This is a genomic window from Ancylomarina sp. YFZ004 (genome assembly GCF_054254355.1).
The window spans coordinates 161,441-179,723 of sequence record NZ_JBTCHQ010000001.1 but is presented as its reverse complement, the minus strand read 5'-3'; the positions used below and the strand labels follow the sequence as shown (position 1 = coordinate 179,723).

18 protein-coding genes are annotated in these 18,283 nt (G+C 34.4%); 5 read left to right on the top strand and 13 right to left on the bottom strand.

All coding sequences use genetic code 11. The annotated features are described in order from the left end of the window. Positions 1-63 precede the first annotated feature (63 nt). From ACXR6G_RS00780 to ACXR6G_RS00730, 11 genes are all read right to left on the bottom strand, one after another. A complete protein-coding gene (locus tag ACXR6G_RS00780) occupies positions 64-1,023 on the bottom strand; it encodes a glycosyltransferase (RefSeq protein WP_458359490.1) in 960 nt (319 codons plus the stop codon). Between the two features lie 114 nt (positions 1,024-1,137). Further along, positions 1,138-1,893 (bottom strand): hypothetical protein, encoded by a 756-nt coding sequence (locus ACXR6G_RS00775; RefSeq protein ID WP_458359489.1) that lies wholly within the window; start codon positions 1,891-1,893, stop codon positions 1,138-1,140. Positions 1,894-1,908: 15 nt separating this feature from the next. Next, complete coding sequence (locus tag ACXR6G_RS00770; RefSeq protein WP_458359488.1) at positions 1,909-3,354, bottom strand: capsule assembly Wzi family protein; 1,446 nt, start codon at positions 3,352-3,354, stop codon at positions 1,909-1,911. Continuing rightward, the gene (locus ACXR6G_RS00765) at positions 3,344-3,883 is read right to left on the bottom strand and encodes an NUDIX hydrolase (RefSeq protein WP_458359487.1); all 540 of its coding nucleotides are present in this window, start codon (positions 3,881-3,883) and stop codon (positions 3,344-3,346) included. The genes ACXR6G_RS00770 and ACXR6G_RS00765 overlap by 11 nt, the downstream gene beginning before the upstream one ends. Positions 3,884-3,958: 75 nt before the next feature. After that, entirely contained in the window at positions 3,959-5,368 is a 1,410-nt protein-coding gene (locus ACXR6G_RS00760) for a COG3014 family protein (RefSeq protein WP_458359486.1), read from the bottom strand. Positions 5,369-5,524: 156 nt separating this feature from the next. Further along, positions 5,525-6,109, bottom strand: a complete 585-nt coding sequence (locus ACXR6G_RS00755) for a penicillin-binding protein activator LpoB (protein ID WP_458359485.1) — start codon at positions 6,107-6,109, stop codon at positions 5,525-5,527. 119 nt (positions 6,110-6,228) lie between these two features. Continuing rightward, positions 6,229-7,113 (bottom strand): 4-hydroxy-tetrahydrodipicolinate synthase, encoded by an 885-nt coding sequence (dapA, locus tag ACXR6G_RS00750; protein ID WP_458359484.1) that lies wholly within the window; start codon positions 7,111-7,113, stop codon positions 6,229-6,231. A 6-nt stretch (positions 7,114-7,119) separates the two neighbouring features. Then, positions 7,120-7,665, bottom strand: coding sequence for a DUF6913 domain-containing protein (locus ACXR6G_RS00745; RefSeq protein ID WP_458359483.1), 546 nt, complete (start codon positions 7,663-7,665; stop codon positions 7,120-7,122). Between the two features lie 162 nt (positions 7,666-7,827). Then, positions 7,828-8,466 carry a pyridoxamine 5'-phosphate oxidase gene (gene pdxH, locus ACXR6G_RS00740; protein WP_458359482.1) on the bottom strand — a complete coding sequence of 213 codons (639 nt, stop codon included), beginning with the start codon at positions 8,464-8,466 and terminating at the stop codon, positions 7,828-7,830. 11 nt (positions 8,467-8,477) lie between these two features. Next, positions 8,478-8,873 carry a hypothetical protein gene (locus ACXR6G_RS00735; RefSeq protein ID WP_458359481.1) on the bottom strand — a complete coding sequence of 132 codons (396 nt, stop codon included), beginning with the start codon at positions 8,871-8,873 and terminating at the stop codon, positions 8,478-8,480. A 72-nt stretch (positions 8,874-8,945) separates the two neighbouring features. Then, positions 8,946-9,608, bottom strand: a complete 663-nt coding sequence (locus tag ACXR6G_RS00730; protein ID WP_458359480.1) for a DUF2461 domain-containing protein — start codon at positions 9,606-9,608, stop codon at positions 8,946-8,948. Between the two features lie 161 nt (positions 9,609-9,769). On the opposite strand from ACXR6G_RS00730, the gene ACXR6G_RS00725 reads away from it, so the two are divergent. The 3 genes from ACXR6G_RS00725 (at position 9,770) to ACXR6G_RS00715 (ending at position 12,265) form a co-directional block, all read left to right on the top strand. Next, positions 9,770-10,843, top strand: a complete 1,074-nt coding sequence (locus ACXR6G_RS00725) for a glycoside hydrolase family 53 protein (RefSeq protein WP_458359479.1) — start codon at positions 9,770-9,772, stop codon at positions 10,841-10,843. 178 nt (positions 10,844-11,021) lie between these two features. Further along, positions 11,022-11,723 carry a 5'-methylthioadenosine/S-adenosylhomocysteine nucleosidase gene (gene mtnN / locus ACXR6G_RS00720; RefSeq protein ID WP_458359478.1) on the top strand — a complete coding sequence of 234 codons (702 nt, stop codon included), beginning with the start codon at positions 11,022-11,024 and terminating at the stop codon, positions 11,721-11,723. Positions 11,724-11,785: 62 nt separating this feature from the next. Then, positions 11,786-12,265, top strand: coding sequence for an S-ribosylhomocysteine lyase (locus ACXR6G_RS00715; RefSeq protein WP_458359477.1), 480 nt, complete (start codon positions 11,786-11,788; stop codon positions 12,263-12,265). A 54-nt stretch (positions 12,266-12,319) separates the two neighbouring features. Here the strand turns inward: ACXR6G_RS00715 and ACXR6G_RS00710 are convergent, their stop codons facing one another. Together ACXR6G_RS00710 and ACXR6G_RS00705 are read right to left on the bottom strand one after the other, a co-directional pair. Further along, positions 12,320-14,284, bottom strand: coding sequence for a PBP1 and LysM peptidoglycan-binding domain-containing protein (locus ACXR6G_RS00710; protein ID WP_458359476.1), 1,965 nt, complete (start codon positions 14,282-14,284; stop codon positions 12,320-12,322). 281 nt (positions 14,285-14,565) lie between these two features. Next, positions 14,566-16,611, bottom strand: a complete 2,046-nt coding sequence (locus tag ACXR6G_RS00705; protein ID WP_458359475.1) for a M13 family metallopeptidase — start codon at positions 16,609-16,611, stop codon at positions 14,566-14,568. A 184-nt stretch (positions 16,612-16,795) separates the two neighbouring features. Between ACXR6G_RS00705 and mnmA the strand changes: the two genes are divergently transcribed. Together mnmA and ACXR6G_RS00695 are read left to right on the top strand one after the other, a co-directional pair. Beyond that, on the top strand, positions 16,796-17,881 hold the full coding sequence (gene mnmA / locus ACXR6G_RS00700) for a tRNA 2-thiouridine(34) synthase MnmA (RefSeq protein ID WP_458359474.1): 1,086 nt from the start codon (positions 16,796-16,798) through the stop codon (positions 17,879-17,881). 125 nt (positions 17,882-18,006) lie between these two features. Then, positions 18,007-18,252, top strand: coding sequence for a DUF3820 family protein (locus ACXR6G_RS00695; RefSeq protein WP_458359473.1), 246 nt, complete (start codon positions 18,007-18,009; stop codon positions 18,250-18,252). Positions 18,253-18,283: the final 31 nt, after the last annotated feature.

Sequence of the window (18,283 nt, the reverse complement as noted above, 5' to 3'; positions counted from 1 at the left end):
GAGATAGATCGTTGTGTCGGAATTATTTCTGTTTTAATTATTTTAATCAAATTTAGAACCACCTTAATCGAACATAGGGAAATGACGAACAACTTCCTTCAACTCATGTTTGGGTTTTTCTATGCTTAGTAATTCATTATTCATAACCTTTTCGTAAAGTCTTAAATAGCCATCTGTCATTTGCTTTACAGAAAAACTATCACAAACATATTCATGACATCTTTTACGATTGTAATCCTCATAGTGTTTAGCAGCTTCTGTTAATTCTGCATATGAATTAGATACAAAGCCAACGTCAGAATGAATCAATTCGGGAAGTGAACCATAAGTGCTACCAAATGCCGGGGCCCCAAAATACATGGCTTCCACAATAGCTAAACCAAATGGTTCGTTCCATATTACAGGAAAGAGAAGTGCTTTAGATTTATTAATGACTTCACTTTTCTTCTTTCCACCAATAAACCCTTTGTATTTTATTCCTTTTTTAAAGGGTAAACCTCTTCCGCCAATAACAGCCAAATCTTCATTTAAAGCTCTTGCAATTTTGATACAACCTTTAATATTCTTTTTACTTCGACTTGCCTTTCCAAGAAAAAGGAAGTGTTCTCTTTTTATATTCCAATCTACAGGACCATATTCGTCAAAATCAAGGCCATTATATACAAACACTTCGCTATTGTGACGCTTGGCATGATTTTTAGATATAAAAACCGTGTTATTGTGATACACTTTATCTGCGGGGCTATTCCCATGAAGTGTCGTGATAAAAGGCTTTGTTAGTTTTTCCTCAACAGTGAAGTTCAGGTGAGCCACATCAATATGATTAGGGATTTGATCATTTAAGGGGATACTGGGATTATAGATGTAAACATCAGCGAAATCGGAATAGGAGCCTTTCCCTGCAAGAAAACTTATTTTATGTCCTCGTTTGTGTAGTTCTTCTCCAAGCCACCAAACAATCCTTTCAGTACCGCCATAAAGCAGAGCAGGAATCTTTTGGTCACACACCAATAATATATTCATTATATTCTATTTTTTTCGGATGACTAAACTTGATATAAATCGAGATTGAAATTAATCTAACGTTGAAAATGCTAAAATATCAATAAAAATATTGATATGGTTAAATTAGTTTTATTATTTATCCCCTCTGATCCTTCTTTTCCAAGCTAGTTTTCTTTGAATTTTTTCTTTATGTTCTTTGTCAAACTGAATCAGAAGTTTAACTGCTTCTTCTTCGTTTTTATTGTTAACTCTTGCGTATTCTCTGGCAACGATTTCCAGTTCATCGTCACTGCCCCATATTTGGGCAAAGTTTTTCAATCCCTCAAGATAATTCATTTTTTCGAATCGCATTCGATTGATATCTACAATGCTGAAATCATATTTTTTGTCTTCGAGTCGGGTTATTAGAATATTACCTCGTGAATAATCTAAATGGTGAATGTTGTTTTTGTGTAGTTTCTCATAGGTGAATACAGCAAATTGTTTCAGAATATTCACTTTGTCAGGAAAGTCAAAACCAATTAAATCACGTATGGTAAAATCGTATTTGTGATGAATGGAAACATAGTAACTGCGATTAAACAAACCATGTTTTAGTACTTCAATACATGCAATTGGCTCTGGAGTTTCGGCTCCGCAAGCTCTTATTTTCATTGCATATTCAAATGAATGTCTGGCTTTTGACCCTCTAAAATAGCCATAGGCAATTTTATTTATCAGATGAGGAATTTTAAATGACTTAACATTCAATTTCACCCCTTGATTTTCAAATATGCGAATTTCATTTCTTCCTTTATAGATAGATGTACCTTTTTTACTGAAATTCTCGTGTAGATTTTCTAGAAAATTGCTTAGATGTTGAAATTTAGGATTTATTTTGAATCGCATAGTAAATAAGATTGATTAATTGAATATCCCTGTTTTCGAGATTTTAAGGAAACATCCAAGATTATCTTGCAGCATTTCACCTTTGTCAATTGCCATTGCAAAACTAATATTAAAAGGTAATTTATTTATTGGCAGATCTAATTCTAGCACACCAGAGAACTGTTCTCGCATTCCTTCTGGAAATTTAATTTTGTATCTACCCCAATTTTGAGTGTAGCTAAGTTTTGTTCTGTATGGAATAGTATTGAATAAATAGCCTGATATTCCAAGGTGATGTCCTACGATTCTATTGTTATAAGTTCCCATCGCTAGTCCATTTTTATCAAAGCTTGGGTAGAAGAATGGTAAACCTATTGTTCTCTTCTGAAAAGTCCAGCCAGACTTATAAATATGATTATTAAAGAAATCATCCTGGCCAGTGAAGTAACCTCCTTTGCCAGGAAGTTCGCCATCGACGATAGGTTCTTTAGGTTCACCACCGGGAGAGCTTCCTGATTGAAATTTAGTGTAATAATTTTCATATAGAATAGAACTGACCCATCGGTTTTTACCCTTTATTTTAGCATAAATTCCTGTTACTCCATCAGGCCTTGTAATATATATCCCAGAATGATCTTCAAACATCGTTTGTCGATACAATTCAAAATCAACCTTTTTGGTTTTTAAATTTAAATGGATATCCCATCCGCCAAGGTGATTCCCAACACTATTTACATATTCGAAATAATTACTTTTATCAGTACCTCCTTTACCTAAAAATATGTTTTTGTAGTTGGCTAAATCAGAAGATAATTTACCATATTGGGTATCGGGAGAAGTTCCTGCCCACATAGCAAAATGTTGAAATCCCACTGTTAAATTCAGTTTTCGTTTCCCACCGAATTTAAGATATATGTTTTTGTGATGTACACGTGTTTTGTCAACATATCTATCATCGTACATAATACCCTCCGAATACATTCCTTTGATTGATATCCAATCTTCAAGATAGGGAATTGGAACAAACTTATGGAAGCCAATACTTAATTTAGGAATCGATCTTGAGTTGTTAGACAAGAAGATATTACCATTAGTAGATGAAATCCCATCAAACTTAGTATCCTCATGTTTAGCACCTAAGTCGAGCTGTAGTGGTTTGTAACGTAAACTGATAAAGGCTTGATCAATAATTGCTTTTGAACGCTTGCCTATAGAACCTACTAAATTAGCACCATAACGGAAATCGAAATTTTGGTTTTTATTGAACTCAGAAAACAACCCCATATGTGAAACAGAACTATTCTCATCAGGTATAATCCCATTTTTATTGGAAACGAGCCAAAAGGGAAGGGTTGATTTGCTTGATATAGCAGCTGAAGTCCCTACTTCGTATTTCATTTCTTTTTTTTGTGCAAAAGCAGAGAGTGAAACAAATAAAAGTGCGCAAATGATAGTGCTAAGAGTAATTTTTTTAAAGTTCATTAATTAAGTGTTTAGCAAAAGATTTAGCAATTCGTTTTATTGATTCACCACCAATCTGGTTGTAGGGGATCAAGTTGGGTGCTATGAATACGTAGTCAGAAATATCGTCTTTTGCGTGTATATGGTTAAATGAATTAAGTTTGCAAATATAAGCTAAATCGAGTGTGAAAACAGATAATCCACCAAAAATATATTCGTTAGGAGAGGACATGAAATACTGGAATGATTCAATGTTAAGGTTCAATTCTTCCTTTATCTCCCTACAAAGAGCATCCTCAGCGCTTTCCATTATATCAACAAAGCCTCCTGGTAAATCGAGCATGCCTTTATGTGGATCAAAAGCACGTTTTGTGAAAAGAATCTCTGCTCTATCATTAACTATCAGAGCGGCAACTGCAGCTGCTGAGTTGATGTATAAATGAAATTGACATTCACCACATAAAAAAGATTGATCTGTTCTAAAAGAAAATTCACTACTGCCACATTTAGGGCAATAGTGAATTGTATTTTTTGGTAATGTTGATTTCATATTATATTTTAAACGTTGAGCAATGAAATTTATTATCCTTCAAAAAATACATTGAGGAAATACTATTCTTGTCATTTATTTTGTTTCAAGATTCTGAAAAGTGAAAAACTCTGTGGTGCCAGCTTTTACATTAAAATCAAGCTCTTGCTTATGCCCTCCATTTACACCACTCTTAAGGTTTAATATGAGTTTATGGTTTCCAGGCTTTAGCTTAATTCGAGTGTAATAGATACCATGAGGAAGTGTTTGCCAGTTACGAGTATCTGCTTTTTCAGTTAAAGCATTTGCAATGCTAAGTAAAGTACCTAAGGTGTCGTCTTTACTACGCGCATATTCTTCTAATGCTTTTTTGGTAGCAAGTCGTAAAATTGAATTTGCCAACTCGCGAATCATTCTGTCCTTTAGGCATTTGAATGCAATTGCATTGACATCTTCAGCTTTTTCTAAATTATATTGACCAATTCCATCAATTTCAATCAAAGCCTCATTGAATAAGGGTACACGTTCTTTATATTTTGGGAATGCTACTCTTACGAAATCAAGATTCTTAAAAGCAGCATTCTCTTTACTACTCAAATTGTTAGTGTTGAATGGGAAGTTGACTCCTTCTTCATTATTGGCAAGAGTTAAAATGCCTCCGGCACCTCTACTTGCAGCAAAGTTGATACTCCATTCATCCTTAATAGGACCTAATCCATTCATCCAGATGAAAATAATATCGCCTTCATTATTTGAAACACTTTCGTAAGTCATGCCAAATTCTTTGCTGTAGAAATTGTATTCTTTTTCAAAGCCGATACGTTTGGCGGTTCTTAAAATGTCTTTTTTTAGCTGTTCAGGACTGAGAGTTCCAAAGTTTTCGGTATAATTAGTTTTATAGATGTTGTAGGCATTTCTATAGGCAATAAAAGCATTGTTGTAATCCTTAGATGCATCATAAATCATTCCCATTAGGTTATGAGCAAAGGCATCGTCGCTATATCTATTTTTATGATTTCGAGGGTATTTGTCGTTTAATGCGAATAGCTTTTCATTGACACGACGGCATTCCACTAGAGCTTCTTGATTTTTACCTAATTGAAGATAAGCAATTGCTTTGTAATAGTTGATAAGTACATTCTCAAAGTCTTCAGGCTTGTATGGCTTAACACTCGGATTAGATATAATAGCTAAAGCTTCAGAGCCCCAGTTTTTTCTTTGATCTTCAATAAATAAATCAGCTTCGTTAAAATAGGTATTGGCTAAAGTATAATCTTGTTGCATCCAAGCTAATGTACCCTTGTTTACAAGGTATAGCACTCTATTGCGATTTGATTGTAGCTTCTTATTGGCATCCAAATGCTTGTTTGCCATTTGCATATCACCACTTTCAAAACTTTTATTGAAGGCTTCATTTTGTTTGTAATAAGTCGCACAACTAGAAAGTAAAAATGAGGCTACTAAAAGGAATAATAATCGAAATCGCTTTTGTATAGAGAATATCATACTAAGAGAAAGGTTGAGTGTTTGACTTTGGGTTGTTAGTCAAGGGGTTAAATGCCTTGCAAGACAGGTTGCCTTGCAAGGTTTTGGATATAAATTCAGTTGATGTATTTCTATTTTAGAAAATAGCACCAATTCAACTGATTGTTATGCCTTTATTTATCGGTTTACGTATTTCTTGATTTTTTTATCACCCATCCAAACTAGTTCGCTAGTTTCAATGTTTGTTAATTCAAGACTCAACTGGTAATAACGAACTTTTTCTTTTTTGTGACTATCAATAATTGAGTTGATATCACCTTGAAGAATAAAGTCTGCACCCAGCTCTTGTCCCCATTTTTTAATAGTTGCCTTTGCTGCGAAGTCTTGTTGGTCAGCTCTTTCTTGACGAAGATCTTCACGTTTTGAACCAGCTTGAACTAAACGAACACGACCATCATTAAGAATTGATTTCTCAATATCTTTGATATAGGTGTCAGCTTCGATATGCTCAGAACTCTTATTATATATTAAGCCTACAATAACAACTGGCTTTCTGTTGAATTCTTTTTGGAAATTTTCAATCCAACTTTGACTTAAAACTTGCTGTGTTAAAGCTTGTGCAGCTAATTGAGAATCCGTGTCATTCCAACGACCACTTAAGTCGATTTGCTGATCAGGAGATACTCGTGTAATTTGACGTGAACAAGATGCGCTGGCTACCAATACCAAGGCAAGAACTAATAAACGCAATGAATGATTCATAATGTGTGTTTTAATTTACTCTAATTAGATTGTTATTTTAAATATACTCACATTCGTTGAGTATTTAAATATATTACTAAAAGTAATCTTTATGATGCTTATCAATTTACGTGCCACTCTTACTTAGTCTGATTAACTAATTCTTTAAGTTTTGAATAATGATTAGCACTAACACCAGTCATGGGTAATCTAAAGTTGTTTTCAATCAGATTATTAATGTGAAGAATGGCCTTTATTCCTGCAGGATTTCCTTCAGTGAATAAATTTTGAATGATTTCGAAAAGTTTAAAGTGTAATGCTTTTGCTTCAGAAATTTCTGATGCAAGTGCCGCATTCACCATATCACTAAACTCTTTGGGGAAGGCATTTGCTACAACCGAAATGACACCCTCAGCACCTAAACAAATCATAGGAAAAGTAAGTGCATCATCACCAGAAATTACGGCAAAATCGATAGGCTTATTCTGAATGATTTCCATAATTTGCTCCATATTTCCAGAAGCCTCCTTTACAGCCACAATATTTTTAAAATCGGAAGCTAATCTTAAAGTCGTTTCAGCTGAAATATTAACGGCTGATCTACCTGGAACATTATACAAAATTACAGGAACAGGACTTGCTTCAGCAATCATTTTATAGTGCTGGTAAAGACCTTCCTGACTGGGTTTGTTATAATATGGAGCTACAGACAAAATACCTGCAATTTCATTATATGCGTGGAAACTCTTGATTCCATTTATAACTTCATTTGTGTTATTACCACCGATCCCAATTACAAGAGGAACTCTTTTATTGTTGATTTTGATGATATAATCGATAACAGCTTTTTTCTCATCTTTATTAAGAGTTGCTGCTTCACCTGTTGTTCCCATAACAACAAGATAGTTGATTCCATTGTTAATTTGGAAATCGACCAAGTTAGTAAGAGAGTTAAAATCGATGCTCCCGTCTGTATGGAAAGGAGTAATAATTGCGACTCCCGTTCCTGAAAATTGATGTGACATTATATTTTAGTTTTTCTTGATTTCTGATAAGTAATTGATGCTGTCTTGAATCAGCTCTTTTATTGATGAATTCTCTTTCAATTCGATCATAAAGTCTAAGTAGTCGGCATTATTCGCTTTTGCACCGACTTTAAATGCTGCTGGTGAAAGAGATATTAAATACTGTACTGGTAATTCTTCAGATTGAGTCAAAACAAATAGAATATCAAATTTCTGTTTAAAGAATTCAGATATTTCGTGTGTTTGTGGAATGCCTTTCCAGTTACTGTCTAATTCAGAGAAATAGATAAAGTCTAGGGTATTTAATGGCTTTTTAGGAATATCAGTTCCTGTATACCAGCCTGCAGCATTTACTTTATAACCTTGATTTTTTAAATCTGTATAAAAATCACTAACGATACGATTATTTTCTTTTTGATTTGTATCGAATAGTATTCCAATATGATTTGCACTTTTCATGTTGTGAAATTCTACACGTCTCGAATCTTTTTTTAACAGTTTGTTTAGAATTTTTCGGGCAATTTTTTCAGCTGTATTTTTGAAAATGCTCATATTTAGTCAGGTAATCTTTTTTTTAATAAATAAAAAATGTTAGATTCTAAACTCAATAGAAGTCCTATTTGAGTGGAAATCAGTCACAATATAGTGATTTTTTAAGCTTTGTAGAATGAAAAAAAGCCTTAATTAAAAGGCTTTTTTTTGTTCGTTTGTAAATCAAGGAGCTAAGCGGCGAGAAATCCAATTTCCATCATTAAAGATATATTCAATTCTATCATTCAATCGACTTTCTCGACCTTGCCAAAACTCAAATTTCTCAGGAATTAATTTGTAACCACCCCAGAATTCAGGTCGTTCAAATTTTTCGTCATGTTTTTTCTTGTGCTCTTCAATTGCTTGTTCTAACTCAGTTCTATCATTTAATATTGACGATTGTGGAGATACTGCAGCTGCTCTGCGACTCCCCACTGGTCGTGCCATAAAATACTGATCAGAATGTTCAGGTTCTAATCTTACAATCCGACCTTCAATTCTAATTTGCTTTTCCAACTGAGGCCAAAAAAACACGATCGCAGCATATGGGTTTTGTTTTAAATCTTCACCTTTTCTACTCTTGTAGTTTGTGAAAAAACAATAAGCATCATCAGAGTAATCTTTGAGCAAAAGGATTCTAGCTGTTGGTTTTCCTTCAGAATTGACCGTTGCCAATGTCATTGCATTGGCATCTGGTAAATTAGCTTCAAGTGCCATTTTGAACCAAGCATCAAATTGAACAAATGGATTTTGATCAACATCTTGTTCATTGAGTTGTTTAAGCGTGTATTCGTGTCTTTTCTTTTGAATATCGTCTTGCATGGCAAAATATTTTATGGCTGCATGAGTATATTAGGTTCTATACTTAGACCATTATAATTGATGTAATATTGACCTCCTTTTTTAGGGAAAGCCATACCTGAATCATCTTTAGCATCAGCATTGGCTACTCCCACATGAGCGAATAAGATTTTTGAATTGTGCTTATCAGCGTGTTTGATGATTTCTTCGGCAGCACTAGGACTTAAGGAGCCCAGATCAGGATAGGTGCTTGTTTTCACAACAATGAAATACATGTCATTATCCTTACGTGCTAGAATCTGAGGGTTCTTCTCAAACTCGATATTTACAGATAGAATTTCATATTCATCTTTTATGTGTTTGTACACCCATTTTACCCCTAGCTCGTGTAATTCTTCTCCACTAAGTCTATTCCCTTCTTGACTCATAATTCAATTTTGATTTGATACTGCGAATATCCCTTTTATCGATACTAATTCCAAATAGCTTTTCTACAAAATTTATAAATCTTCTATAATATCATTCAAAAATTGATTGAGAGGATGTAGCACTTGAAAAGCTTCGTGAATGGCTAGGGGGAATTTGTCAGAAGTCACAATATCATCAGAAATAGATTTACCTACGGCATAGTGCTTATAGTTTAAGAGTTGAATATGTTCAAAATTTTTAGCGTAGCCACGAGGAGCTGTTTTTAGTTTATCACCATATAATTCCGGATAATGATTGATGAAATTAGGATTCTCAATGATAGATTTAAATTCTTCAGGATGATGAAAGATTTCTTCTCGAATGGCTTTTAAGGTTTTCGATTCGGGCATAAAACAACCACCTCCTAAAAAACACTGTTCGGGTTCGATATGAATATAATAACCACCATATTTAGATTTACGACCACCACGTGCAATAAATGCTCCAAAGTTGGTTTTATAAGGGCGTTTATCGTTGGAGAATCTAACGTCTCGGAAAATTCGGAAAATACAATCTTTGGCATTATTACCTGCTACTGAAGGATCTATTTGTTTAATTTGCTCAATACTTAATTCAACAAACAGTTCAAAATCTTCTTTTGCCTCATTGTATTGAGCCTTATTGGCATGAAACCAGTCTCTGTTATTGTTTTCTCGAAGGTCAAGTAGATATTTATAGATAGAATTGTTCAACATAACAATTGTTTAGGATTGAAAATTTAGATATCTCTCTATAGCGTTTCATTGAGAGATTTTCAGAATAATTAAGACCCTCAATTTACGATTTAATACTTATTTGTTAGAGTTCAGAGAAAGAAAAGTTAATTTTGAAAGCATATTTTAATGCTTGTTATTATATGAAGAACTTTTTGTTACTATTAGTTATATGCCTTTCATCCTGCTCCACAAAAGATATTGGTACAGAAGATGTCTTTGAACAGGATAAGATGTTTATTCAAGGAGCTGACCTTTCAGCTTTACCAGAAATCAGATCTTATAATACGATTTTTTATAATGCTGATGAAGTGGCTGAAGATGCCTTGACGACACTTAAAAATAATGGTGTTAATGTTGTTAGGTTGAAATTATGGCATACCCCCATAAACGAACATGCATCATTACTAGAAGTAAAGACTTTTGCCAAGGAAATAAAAAGAATGGGTATGAAGGTTTGGCTTACAGTTCATTATTCAGATACATGGGCAGATCCTGGGCAGCAGGTCGTTCCTGCAAAGTGGAAAGGGATATCTTTTAGTAGTCTAAAGGATAGTGTTTATGCCTATACACGCAAAATTACTCAAGAGATTAAACCTGATTATATCCAAATTGGGAATGAAATTAATTCAGGAATACTATTCCCTTACGGGAAATTAGAGGGAGGCTCTGAGCCATTAAAAGATTTTCTATCAGAAGGAATCAGAGCCGTTAGGGAAAGTTCAGATGATACTCAAATAATGCTGCATTTTGCAGGCCTTGAGAATTCTGATTGGTTTTTTAATGAAATGAAAACCTTAGATTATGATATTATAGCTCTTTCTTATTATCCTCTGTGGCATGGAAAAGACTTTGATGCTTTGTCAAATAAAATTGGACTACTAGGTGAGAAATATAAGAAACCTATCGTTATTGCTGAAACGGCTTATCCTTTTACTTTAGAGTGGAATGATTTTACCAATAATATTTTGGGTTCAGAGGATCAACTTATTCTGCCTGATTTTCCAGCTAGTCCTTTGGGACAAAAAGCATTTTTAATGAAGATAAGGCAGATCATGGAATCTAATAATCATGGGATTGGTTTTTGTTATTGGGGTGGGGAGCTTGTAGCCTTTAAGGGTAAACAAGCAAAGGACGCTTCTCCGTGGGAAAATCAAGCATTATATGATTTTAAACAGACTGCTCTACCGGTTTTAGATGTTTTTAAAGAAAAATAAGCTGTTGTTCATTTAATTTTAAAGTTTAGTATTTACTATGTGCCACATTAAATACATATTTAAATTTTAGAAAATATTTTTACTAAATGAGATATATTTTTAAGTCTGAATTTAAGAAACTGATTTCCTTTGTTAATTTTGCAAGACTTTAATACAGATGATAAATAAAAAGAAGAAGATGATTATAGGCATAATAGGGGCAATGGAAATTGAAGTGACCAGACTTCGTGATGAGTTGAAAAACAGAGAAGAAATCAGTAAAGCTGGTTTTACTTTTTATAAAGGACAGATTCATGGTGTTAACATCGTGTTGTTGCAATCAGGCATTGGGAAAGTGAATGCTGGAATTGGTGCTGCCGTTTTAATTGACAATTATGCTCCTGATTTTGTAATAAATACGGGTTGTGCAGGTGGTTTTATTTCTGATTTGAAAGTGGGGGATATCGTTATCTCAAAAGAAGCTATTCATCACGATTTTGATTGTACTGTTTTTGGTTATAAGCATGGTCAGGTTCCTGGTATGCCACCTAGTTTTATTGCAGATTCTAAGTTGATAGAATTGGCTGATAAGTCGATTCATAAATTAACCGATTTGACAACCAAATGTGGCACAATCGTTACTGGTGACCAGTTTATGAATAATCCTGAGGCTACAAAGAGAATTAAAGACCTGATACCTGAGGCTGATGCTGTTGAAATGGAAGGGGCTGCTATTGCACAAGCCTGTCATCGTTTTGAAGTTCCATTTGTTGTTATCCGTTCTATTTCGGATATTGCAGGACAGGAGAATGCAGTTCAGTATGAGGAGTTTGTAGAGACAGCAGCGGTAAATTCGGGTAATATGGTAATGGAAATGATTCAGGAATTAGGTCAAGCCTAATTTTTATCTAGTAAAATCTGTTCCAACTACTCTGTGTTCTGGATGCTATAAAAGCGAATGTGATGAAAAAGATAGACAGTTTTACAGTTGATCACGACAGATTGAAGCGAGGCATTTATGTTTCTCGTAAGGATCATGTTGGAAATGAGGTTTTAACTAGTTTTGATATCAGAACGAAATTGCCAAATCAGGAACCTGCAATGGAGATTGAGGCGATGCACACTATGGAACACTTGTGTGCAACCTTCTTGAGAAATCATGATAATTGGGCAAAGAAAACAGTTTACTTTGGTCCGATGGGATGTCGAACGGGATTCTATATGATCTTTCATGGCGATTTAATCTCGGATGATGTTGTTGATGTCATTCGGGAAATGTTTCAGTTCATGTCTGACTATGATGACAGAATTCCAGGTGCTGATAAAATTGAATGTGGTAACTACAAAAGTCACGATCTTGAAGGTGCAAGACTTGAAGCTAGGAAATTTAAGCAGGAAGTTCTTAGTCATCTCACTGATGAGAATCTCAACTATCCACAATAAAATAAAAGGCTACCATTTAGGTAGCCTTTTTTGTATCTCTATTTTAGAATCAAATTATTGATTCATTATTTCTTTAGGAATATCGATATCCTGATGCGCTTCAATCATCGGTTCAAATTTTTGTGATTTGATTTTGAAATCTGTTGAATAATTAATCATCTGAAGACCTTTGTTTTCGAATCCTCCCCAAGCACTCACATTTTCAATTGAATAATTTCCTTGTAGTAAGTCAATATCTTTAATTTCATTAAGATGATCGAAGAATTGAATGCCATGACGTTTTATCGCAGTTGAAAAATATAAGGTGAAATCGTATGCTCTAAATGTATAATCATTAGGTTCACAGTTAAACTCATATCTAAATCGATCAATAAAATTATTGATTTTTTCTGATTCATAATCGATAAAATAAGGTGAAAGAATAAGTGTGTTTAATTCGAACAGATTACTTGGATCCATACTGCTATAGCGTTGCCACGATGGAAAACCAATGAGTTGAATTGGGTATGATTTGCTAAGAATTTTTAAGTTGGTTAAAAAGCTCTCAACAACGGCAGGCTTAGATGATGGAATTACAATGATATTTTCTTGAGTTTTGCTTAAAAGATATTCTAAACCTAGGTTGCCATAATCTTCGAATGAGATTTTGCTGTAATTTAAATTTGAATATTGCCAATACTTACCATTCTCAAACAATTGTTGTTCGATATCTGAAACCAATTTGTATTCTTCTAATTCCTTATAGTTTTTACTGTGAACAATCACGATATTTTTATTCTCCTTGTCAGACATCAGGTGATTAAAAATATTATCGCATAAGGAGTGAATTGAAGTGTTAATTTGAAAAACAAAAGGATTATTGTGAAGCTGAGTATTCTTCGACGACAGTGGCGATACAATAGGAATTTGATTGGCTTGAGCGTACTCTGCTACAAGCTCAAAGGTATTGGAGTATACGGGTCCTAGAATCAAATCTAGTTTTTGAGCACCCAATTTTTCCAATGTCTTACGAACAGTCGATTGTTTTTTCTCTGTATCAAATACATGTAAATTGATTTCTAATCCCTCCTTTTTTAGATCCTCAACAGCTAATAATACACCTTGGTAAAGTCTGATGAAATCCCGTGATTTAGGATAAACTGTCTCAGGTTCCTTTCGAGTCATGACTTGAAGCGTATCCTGATAAGAGATTTCCCAATTAAGAGAATCACTTAGAGCCGCATAAAGAGGAAGAAATAGAGCGATATTAATTTTTGATTGTACTGTCGTATCTCTTGAATAGTCTTTGAAAATTTGATTGTAATCAGTTGCCTGTTCTAGGTCTTCAATGGTTTCTACCGATTTCTCTTCAATAGGTGCAATTTGTTTTGCATTTTTTGGAAGATTCACGATTGTACCCGCTCTAATATTCCTGAACGGTCTAGCATGAGGGTTTAGTTTTCGGAATGCTCTACGTTTGATATTGAATTTAAGAAGAATGTCAGCCTCCGAATCACTAGCCTTAACCGTGTAAGTGTTCTTCTTCTTATCTACTTGTTGAGGATTAGTCTGCTTTTGAATTTTAAGAACCGTTCCTACTGTAAGTCTACCATTATCGCCAATTTCAGGATTATTTGCTTTAATATTCTCAATACTTTGATTGAACTGTTTTGATAAGGAGTAAAGCGTATTTCCTTTCTGAATGACATGGTAGAAATAGTTGGATGTTTCCTTTTTCTGTACTTGATAATCTTTACTTACACTTGTAGACTGTATAAAAGGTATTCTAAGAATCTCATTTAAATCTAAGCCGTGTGTTTTCTTTCTGTTTATTCTCATGACTTCTTTAATGTCAACGCCATAAGCCTTACATATAGAAAACATGGTTTGTTTCTCACGCACAATGTGTAAGTAGTAAAATTTACCTGCAACAACGACTTTTTCGTTTGAACGAAGGACCTCCCTTGTTTGTGAATGAGCATTGAAAATTGATCCAGAAAGGAGTATTAGGATGATAAGTTTTTGGATGATATATCTCATTAACTAATTATTTTTCAGAGTTTTGGTGTTTGATAAGAACATTAACAAAAATAAGAAACAAAGTTTATAAAACAATCATGTGATTCACATTAGCTAAGAGAATTTAGTTTAATTTAAGATTTGTATTTTTAACGTGTTATAAATAAAAATGTTAGCCACAGATTAGTTTGGCTATAAATTAATTTTAGAATGAATTAGAGGCATTTGTACAAATGAAAAAAGCGGTGAGAAGACTCACCGCTTTGTATATGGATCACATAATGTGTGATACTATTGATTTATTACCAAATCTTCGCTCTTTGCTCTTCTGAACGATACAATGGATCAGTTTCGTTGATTTCGAAAGCTGTGTAAAATTCAGGAATGTTGAACAAGCCTCCGTTTACACGGTAACGACCAGGTGAGTGAACATCTTCTTTGATTAATTTTCTAAGATATGTGTCTCTCACATTACCTCTCCATACTTTTGAGTATGATAAGAAGAAACGTTGCATATTATTGAAGCCTTCAATATCTGCAGGTTTTTCGCCATTCAAACTCATTTTATATGCTTCCATAGCAACCGTTAATCCACCATAATCAGCAATGTTTTCTCCTAGAGTTAATTTACCATCAACGTTTAAATCATCGAAAGCCTGAAAACCATTAAATTGATCAGTAAGCTTCTGAGCTCTTGCATTGAATTTCTCTGTGTCTTCAGAAGTCCACCAGTCTCTCATGTTACCATCTTTATCGAAACGACGTCCTGAATCATCAAAACCATGAGTCATTTCGTGACCGATAACAACACCAATTGCACCATAGTTAACTGCATCGTCACCATTCATATAGAAAAATGGAGGCTGAAGAATAGCAGCTGGGAAAACAACCTCATTCAATAATGGGTGATAGTAAGCGTTTACCGTTTGTGGCGTCATACCCCATTTTTCTGTATCAACAGGCTGACCTAATTTGGCGATGTTCTTAGCTACTCCAAAACGAGAAGCTCTCCATGTATTTTGAATATAAGAATCAGTAGCCACTTCTAATTTTGAGTAATCTTCCCACTTTTCAGGATAACCAATCTTCACACCAAATGCATCAAGCTTTGCTAATGCCTCTTTTCTGGTTTCTGCGCTCATCCATTCTAATTTCTCAAGTCTTCCGCGTAAAACGATTTTCAAGTTGTTTACCAACTCGTCCATTCTAACTTTAGCTTCAGCTGGGAAATATTTTTCTACGTATAACTGTCCAACAGCCTCACCCAAAACAGAACCCGTCGCATTTGACATACGTCTCCAACGTGGTTGTTGTTCTTTAGCACCGGTTAAAACGGTTCCGTAAAAAGCAAACTGTTCTTTTTCAAGTTCGGTAGATACTTTACCAGCAGACTCGTCTAAAACTTTCCATTTTAAGTACAACTTGATGTTAGCCATTTTTTCATTCTTCAACATTAGGTTCAATTCCTTCATGTATCGAGGATGAGTTGTGATCACATATTCCTTAATATCTGCACCCATTTCTTTGAAGTAAGTTGCCCAATCGAAGTTAGGATACTCGTCCATTAAAACTTCAACAGTTTTAGGATTATACATGGCAGGATAATTTCTGTTCTCTAATTGCGTATTGAACTTCTCTGCCATGCGAGTTTCAAATCTCATGATTGATTCTGCATTTTTCTTAGCAATAGCAGCATCTTCACCAATCAATTCAAACATTTTTGCCATGTGCTTTACAAACTCGACTCTGATGTTTGCACTGGTTTCATTGTCTGCAGTATAATAATCACGATCAGAAAGAGAAAGACCATCTTCTGAAAGATACATTCTGTTAACAGTTGTATTCTTCATATCTTGATCAACACCAGCACCAAATAGTGCACTGATACCCATTTTATGAAGATGAATCAACTCATTACGCAAATCATCTGAATTCTGAACTGCAGCAATTTTATCAAATTCAGCTTGTAATGGTTTTAGACCAATTTCGTTGATTTTCTTTACATCCATTGCAGTTGCATAGAAATCCTGAATCTTTTTTAAATTACTTCCTTCAGGAGCATTTTCAGTCTTTGCAGCTTCTTCCAGAAGATTGTGAACCGCCTCATTGGCAGTCTCTCCTAAAATATCAAAGGCTCCATATCGACTTTTATCTGCTGGAATTGGTGTGTTTTTCATCCATGTTCCGTTAGCATATTCGAAAAAGTCGACACCTGGCTTCACAGCTAGGTTCATATCCTCTTTTTGTAGAACACCTTGACCTAATTGCTTCTCTTGTGTACATCCAGATAGAATACTAAGAGCTAAGCCTAAACCAAGAACAGTTTGGCTAGTTTTGTTTAAGTTCATATTTGATTGTTTTTGTTTTAACTTATGTTTGAATGACAAATATATACAAATGGAGATTAAAGCTCTCGTTTTTTCGATGACCACTATATTCTAGAAGATTTCTTGAATAAATGTTTATCCAACCAAATGGTTCTTTCTTTTTTTCTAGTTTTGTAAACTGTTAAGAAATGATTGAGATATGACTATGGGCTGTAGAGATAAGAATAAAGTGGTGTTGGGTATGAGTGGAGGAACTGATTCTTCGGTAACGGCTATGTTACTTCAGCAAAAGGGGTATGAGGTTATTGGTGTTTCTTTATGGTTTTGGAATTCACCCAATGAAGATTCTGATCATAAGGAACTTCCTCATTTTATTGTTGATGCTCAACAATTAGCAAAGAAACTATCCATTGAGCATCATGTGATTGATGCACGTGATGAATTTAAAGATGTGGTCATCGGTCAATTCCTTCAGGAATATTTAAATGGACGTACACCGAGTCCTTGTATACATTGCAACCCAAACTTAAAATGGCGCTTGCTTTTAGATAAAGCTGATCAGTTAGGAGTAAATTATATCGCAACAGGTCATTATATTCAGATACTTGAGGAAGACGGTACTTTTTATATTCATAAGGGGGATGATCCAGCTAAAGATCAATCCTATTTTTTATGGAATCTTAATCAGGAGATCTTATCGAGAACATTAACACCTTTAGGCGCTTTTACAAAACCTGAAGTGCGTGAAATGGCGACAGATTTTGGACATAAAACCGTGGCATCGAAGAAGGAAAGTATGGGCATCTGTTTTCTCGATGGTATGGACTACAGAGATTTCTTAAAACAAGAAATTGGGGATGTAGATGAGAAGATAGGGAAAGGAAAGATTGTCGATACTGATGGTAAAGAATTGGGTTGGCACGAAGGTTATCCTTATTATACTATTGGTCAGAAACGAGGCCTGGAACTCAAAGAGAAAACAGGTTTAATGGTGAGTCGAATTGATGCTGAAAGCAATACTTTAGTTATTGAGAAACGTGAAAAACTAAATAAGAAGGAATTTGGAGTAAGTGGCTATTATCTGAATAATGAGGATGATATTAACAACTCTGAAATAACGACTATTGTTAGAGGCTTAGGACTGAACCCAGAAGGCCATTCTAAACTGACTATTATCGATGAGCATAATTTAAAAGTCGAACTAGATAATCCTGCTTGGGCAATAGCTCCAGGACAACCAGTCGCTTTTTATATAGGTAATAAGCTAATTGGTGGTGGTTTTGCCGAATAGAGATAAGTAAGGATAAAGGAAAAAGGATATTAAAGCTGAGCGTAGCAAAGTCCGCCTCAAGGGGAATAAAGGGGTGCTTTGTCTATTTTTTCTAAAGAATATATATAAGATAATCGATAACAAATATGACAGCAAATACACCAAATATATTCTCTAATGGCGATGAGCTCATTAAGATTATTCAAATGCGTATGCCTTACGGTAAGTATAAAGGTTGGTATATATTAGATTTACCTGAACGCTATGTGGTTTGGTACCATCAAAAAGGTTTTCCAGCAGGTAAGCTTGGACAGATGCTAGGTGTAGTCTACGAAATTAAGCTTAATGGACTAGAAGACATGATGTACCCTCTTTGTCAAAAGTATAGATAATATCAATAAATTAGGGCGTTAGTTTAGCTTG

Excerpts from the sequence above, each read along its gene's own strand:
- ACXR6G_RS00780 (WP_458359490.1), bottom strand. The coding sequence starts at position 1,023 with ATGAATATATTATTGGTGTGTGACCAAAAGATTCCTGCTCTGCTTTAT.
- ACXR6G_RS00775 (WP_458359489.1), bottom strand. The coding sequence starts at position 1,893 with ATGCGATTCAAAATAAATCCTAAATTTCAACATCTAAGCAATTTTCTA.
- ACXR6G_RS00770 (WP_458359488.1), bottom strand. The coding sequence starts at position 3,354 with ATGAACTTTAAAAAAATTACTCTTAGCACTATCATTTGCGCACTTTTA.
- ACXR6G_RS00765 (WP_458359487.1), bottom strand. The coding sequence starts at position 3,883 with ATGAAATCAACATTACCAAAAAATACAATTCACTATTGCCCTAAATGT.
- ACXR6G_RS00760 (WP_458359486.1), bottom strand. The coding sequence starts at position 5,368 with ATGATATTCTCTATACAAAAGCGATTTCGATTATTATTCCTTTTAGTA.
- ACXR6G_RS00755 (WP_458359485.1), bottom strand. The coding sequence starts at position 6,109 with ATGAATCATTCATTGCGTTTATTAGTTCTTGCCTTGGTATTGGTAGCC.
- dapA (WP_458359484.1), bottom strand. The coding sequence starts at position 7,113 with ATGTCACATCAATTTTCAGGAACGGGAGTCGCAATTATTACTCCTTTC.
- ACXR6G_RS00745 (WP_458359483.1), bottom strand. The coding sequence starts at position 7,665 with ATGAGCATTTTCAAAAATACAGCTGAAAAAATTGCCCGAAAAATTCTA.
- pdxH (WP_458359482.1), bottom strand. The coding sequence starts at position 8,466 with ATGCAAGACGATATTCAAAAGAAAAGACACGAATACACGCTTAAACAA.
- ACXR6G_RS00735 (WP_458359481.1), bottom strand. The coding sequence starts at position 8,873 with ATGAGTCAAGAAGGGAATAGACTTAGTGGAGAAGAATTACACGAGCTA.
- ACXR6G_RS00730 (WP_458359480.1), bottom strand. The coding sequence starts at position 9,608 with ATGTTGAACAATTCTATCTATAAATATCTACTTGACCTTCGAGAAAAC.
- ACXR6G_RS00725 (WP_458359479.1), top strand. The coding sequence starts at position 9,770 with ATGAAGAACTTTTTGTTACTATTAGTTATATGCCTTTCATCCTGCTCC.
- mtnN (WP_458359478.1), top strand. The coding sequence starts at position 11,022 with ATGATTATAGGCATAATAGGGGCAATGGAAATTGAAGTGACCAGACTT.
- ACXR6G_RS00715 (WP_458359477.1), top strand. The coding sequence starts at position 11,786 with ATGAAAAAGATAGACAGTTTTACAGTTGATCACGACAGATTGAAGCGA.
- ACXR6G_RS00710 (WP_458359476.1), bottom strand. The coding sequence starts at position 14,284 with ATGAGATATATCATCCAAAAACTTATCATCCTAATACTCCTTTCTGGA.
- ACXR6G_RS00705 (WP_458359475.1), bottom strand. The coding sequence starts at position 16,611 with ATGAACTTAAACAAAACTAGCCAAACTGTTCTTGGTTTAGGCTTAGCT.
- mnmA (WP_458359474.1), top strand. The coding sequence starts at position 16,796 with ATGGGCTGTAGAGATAAGAATAAAGTGGTGTTGGGTATGAGTGGAGGA.
- ACXR6G_RS00695 (WP_458359473.1), top strand. The coding sequence starts at position 18,007 with ATGACAGCAAATACACCAAATATATTCTCTAATGGCGATGAGCTCATT.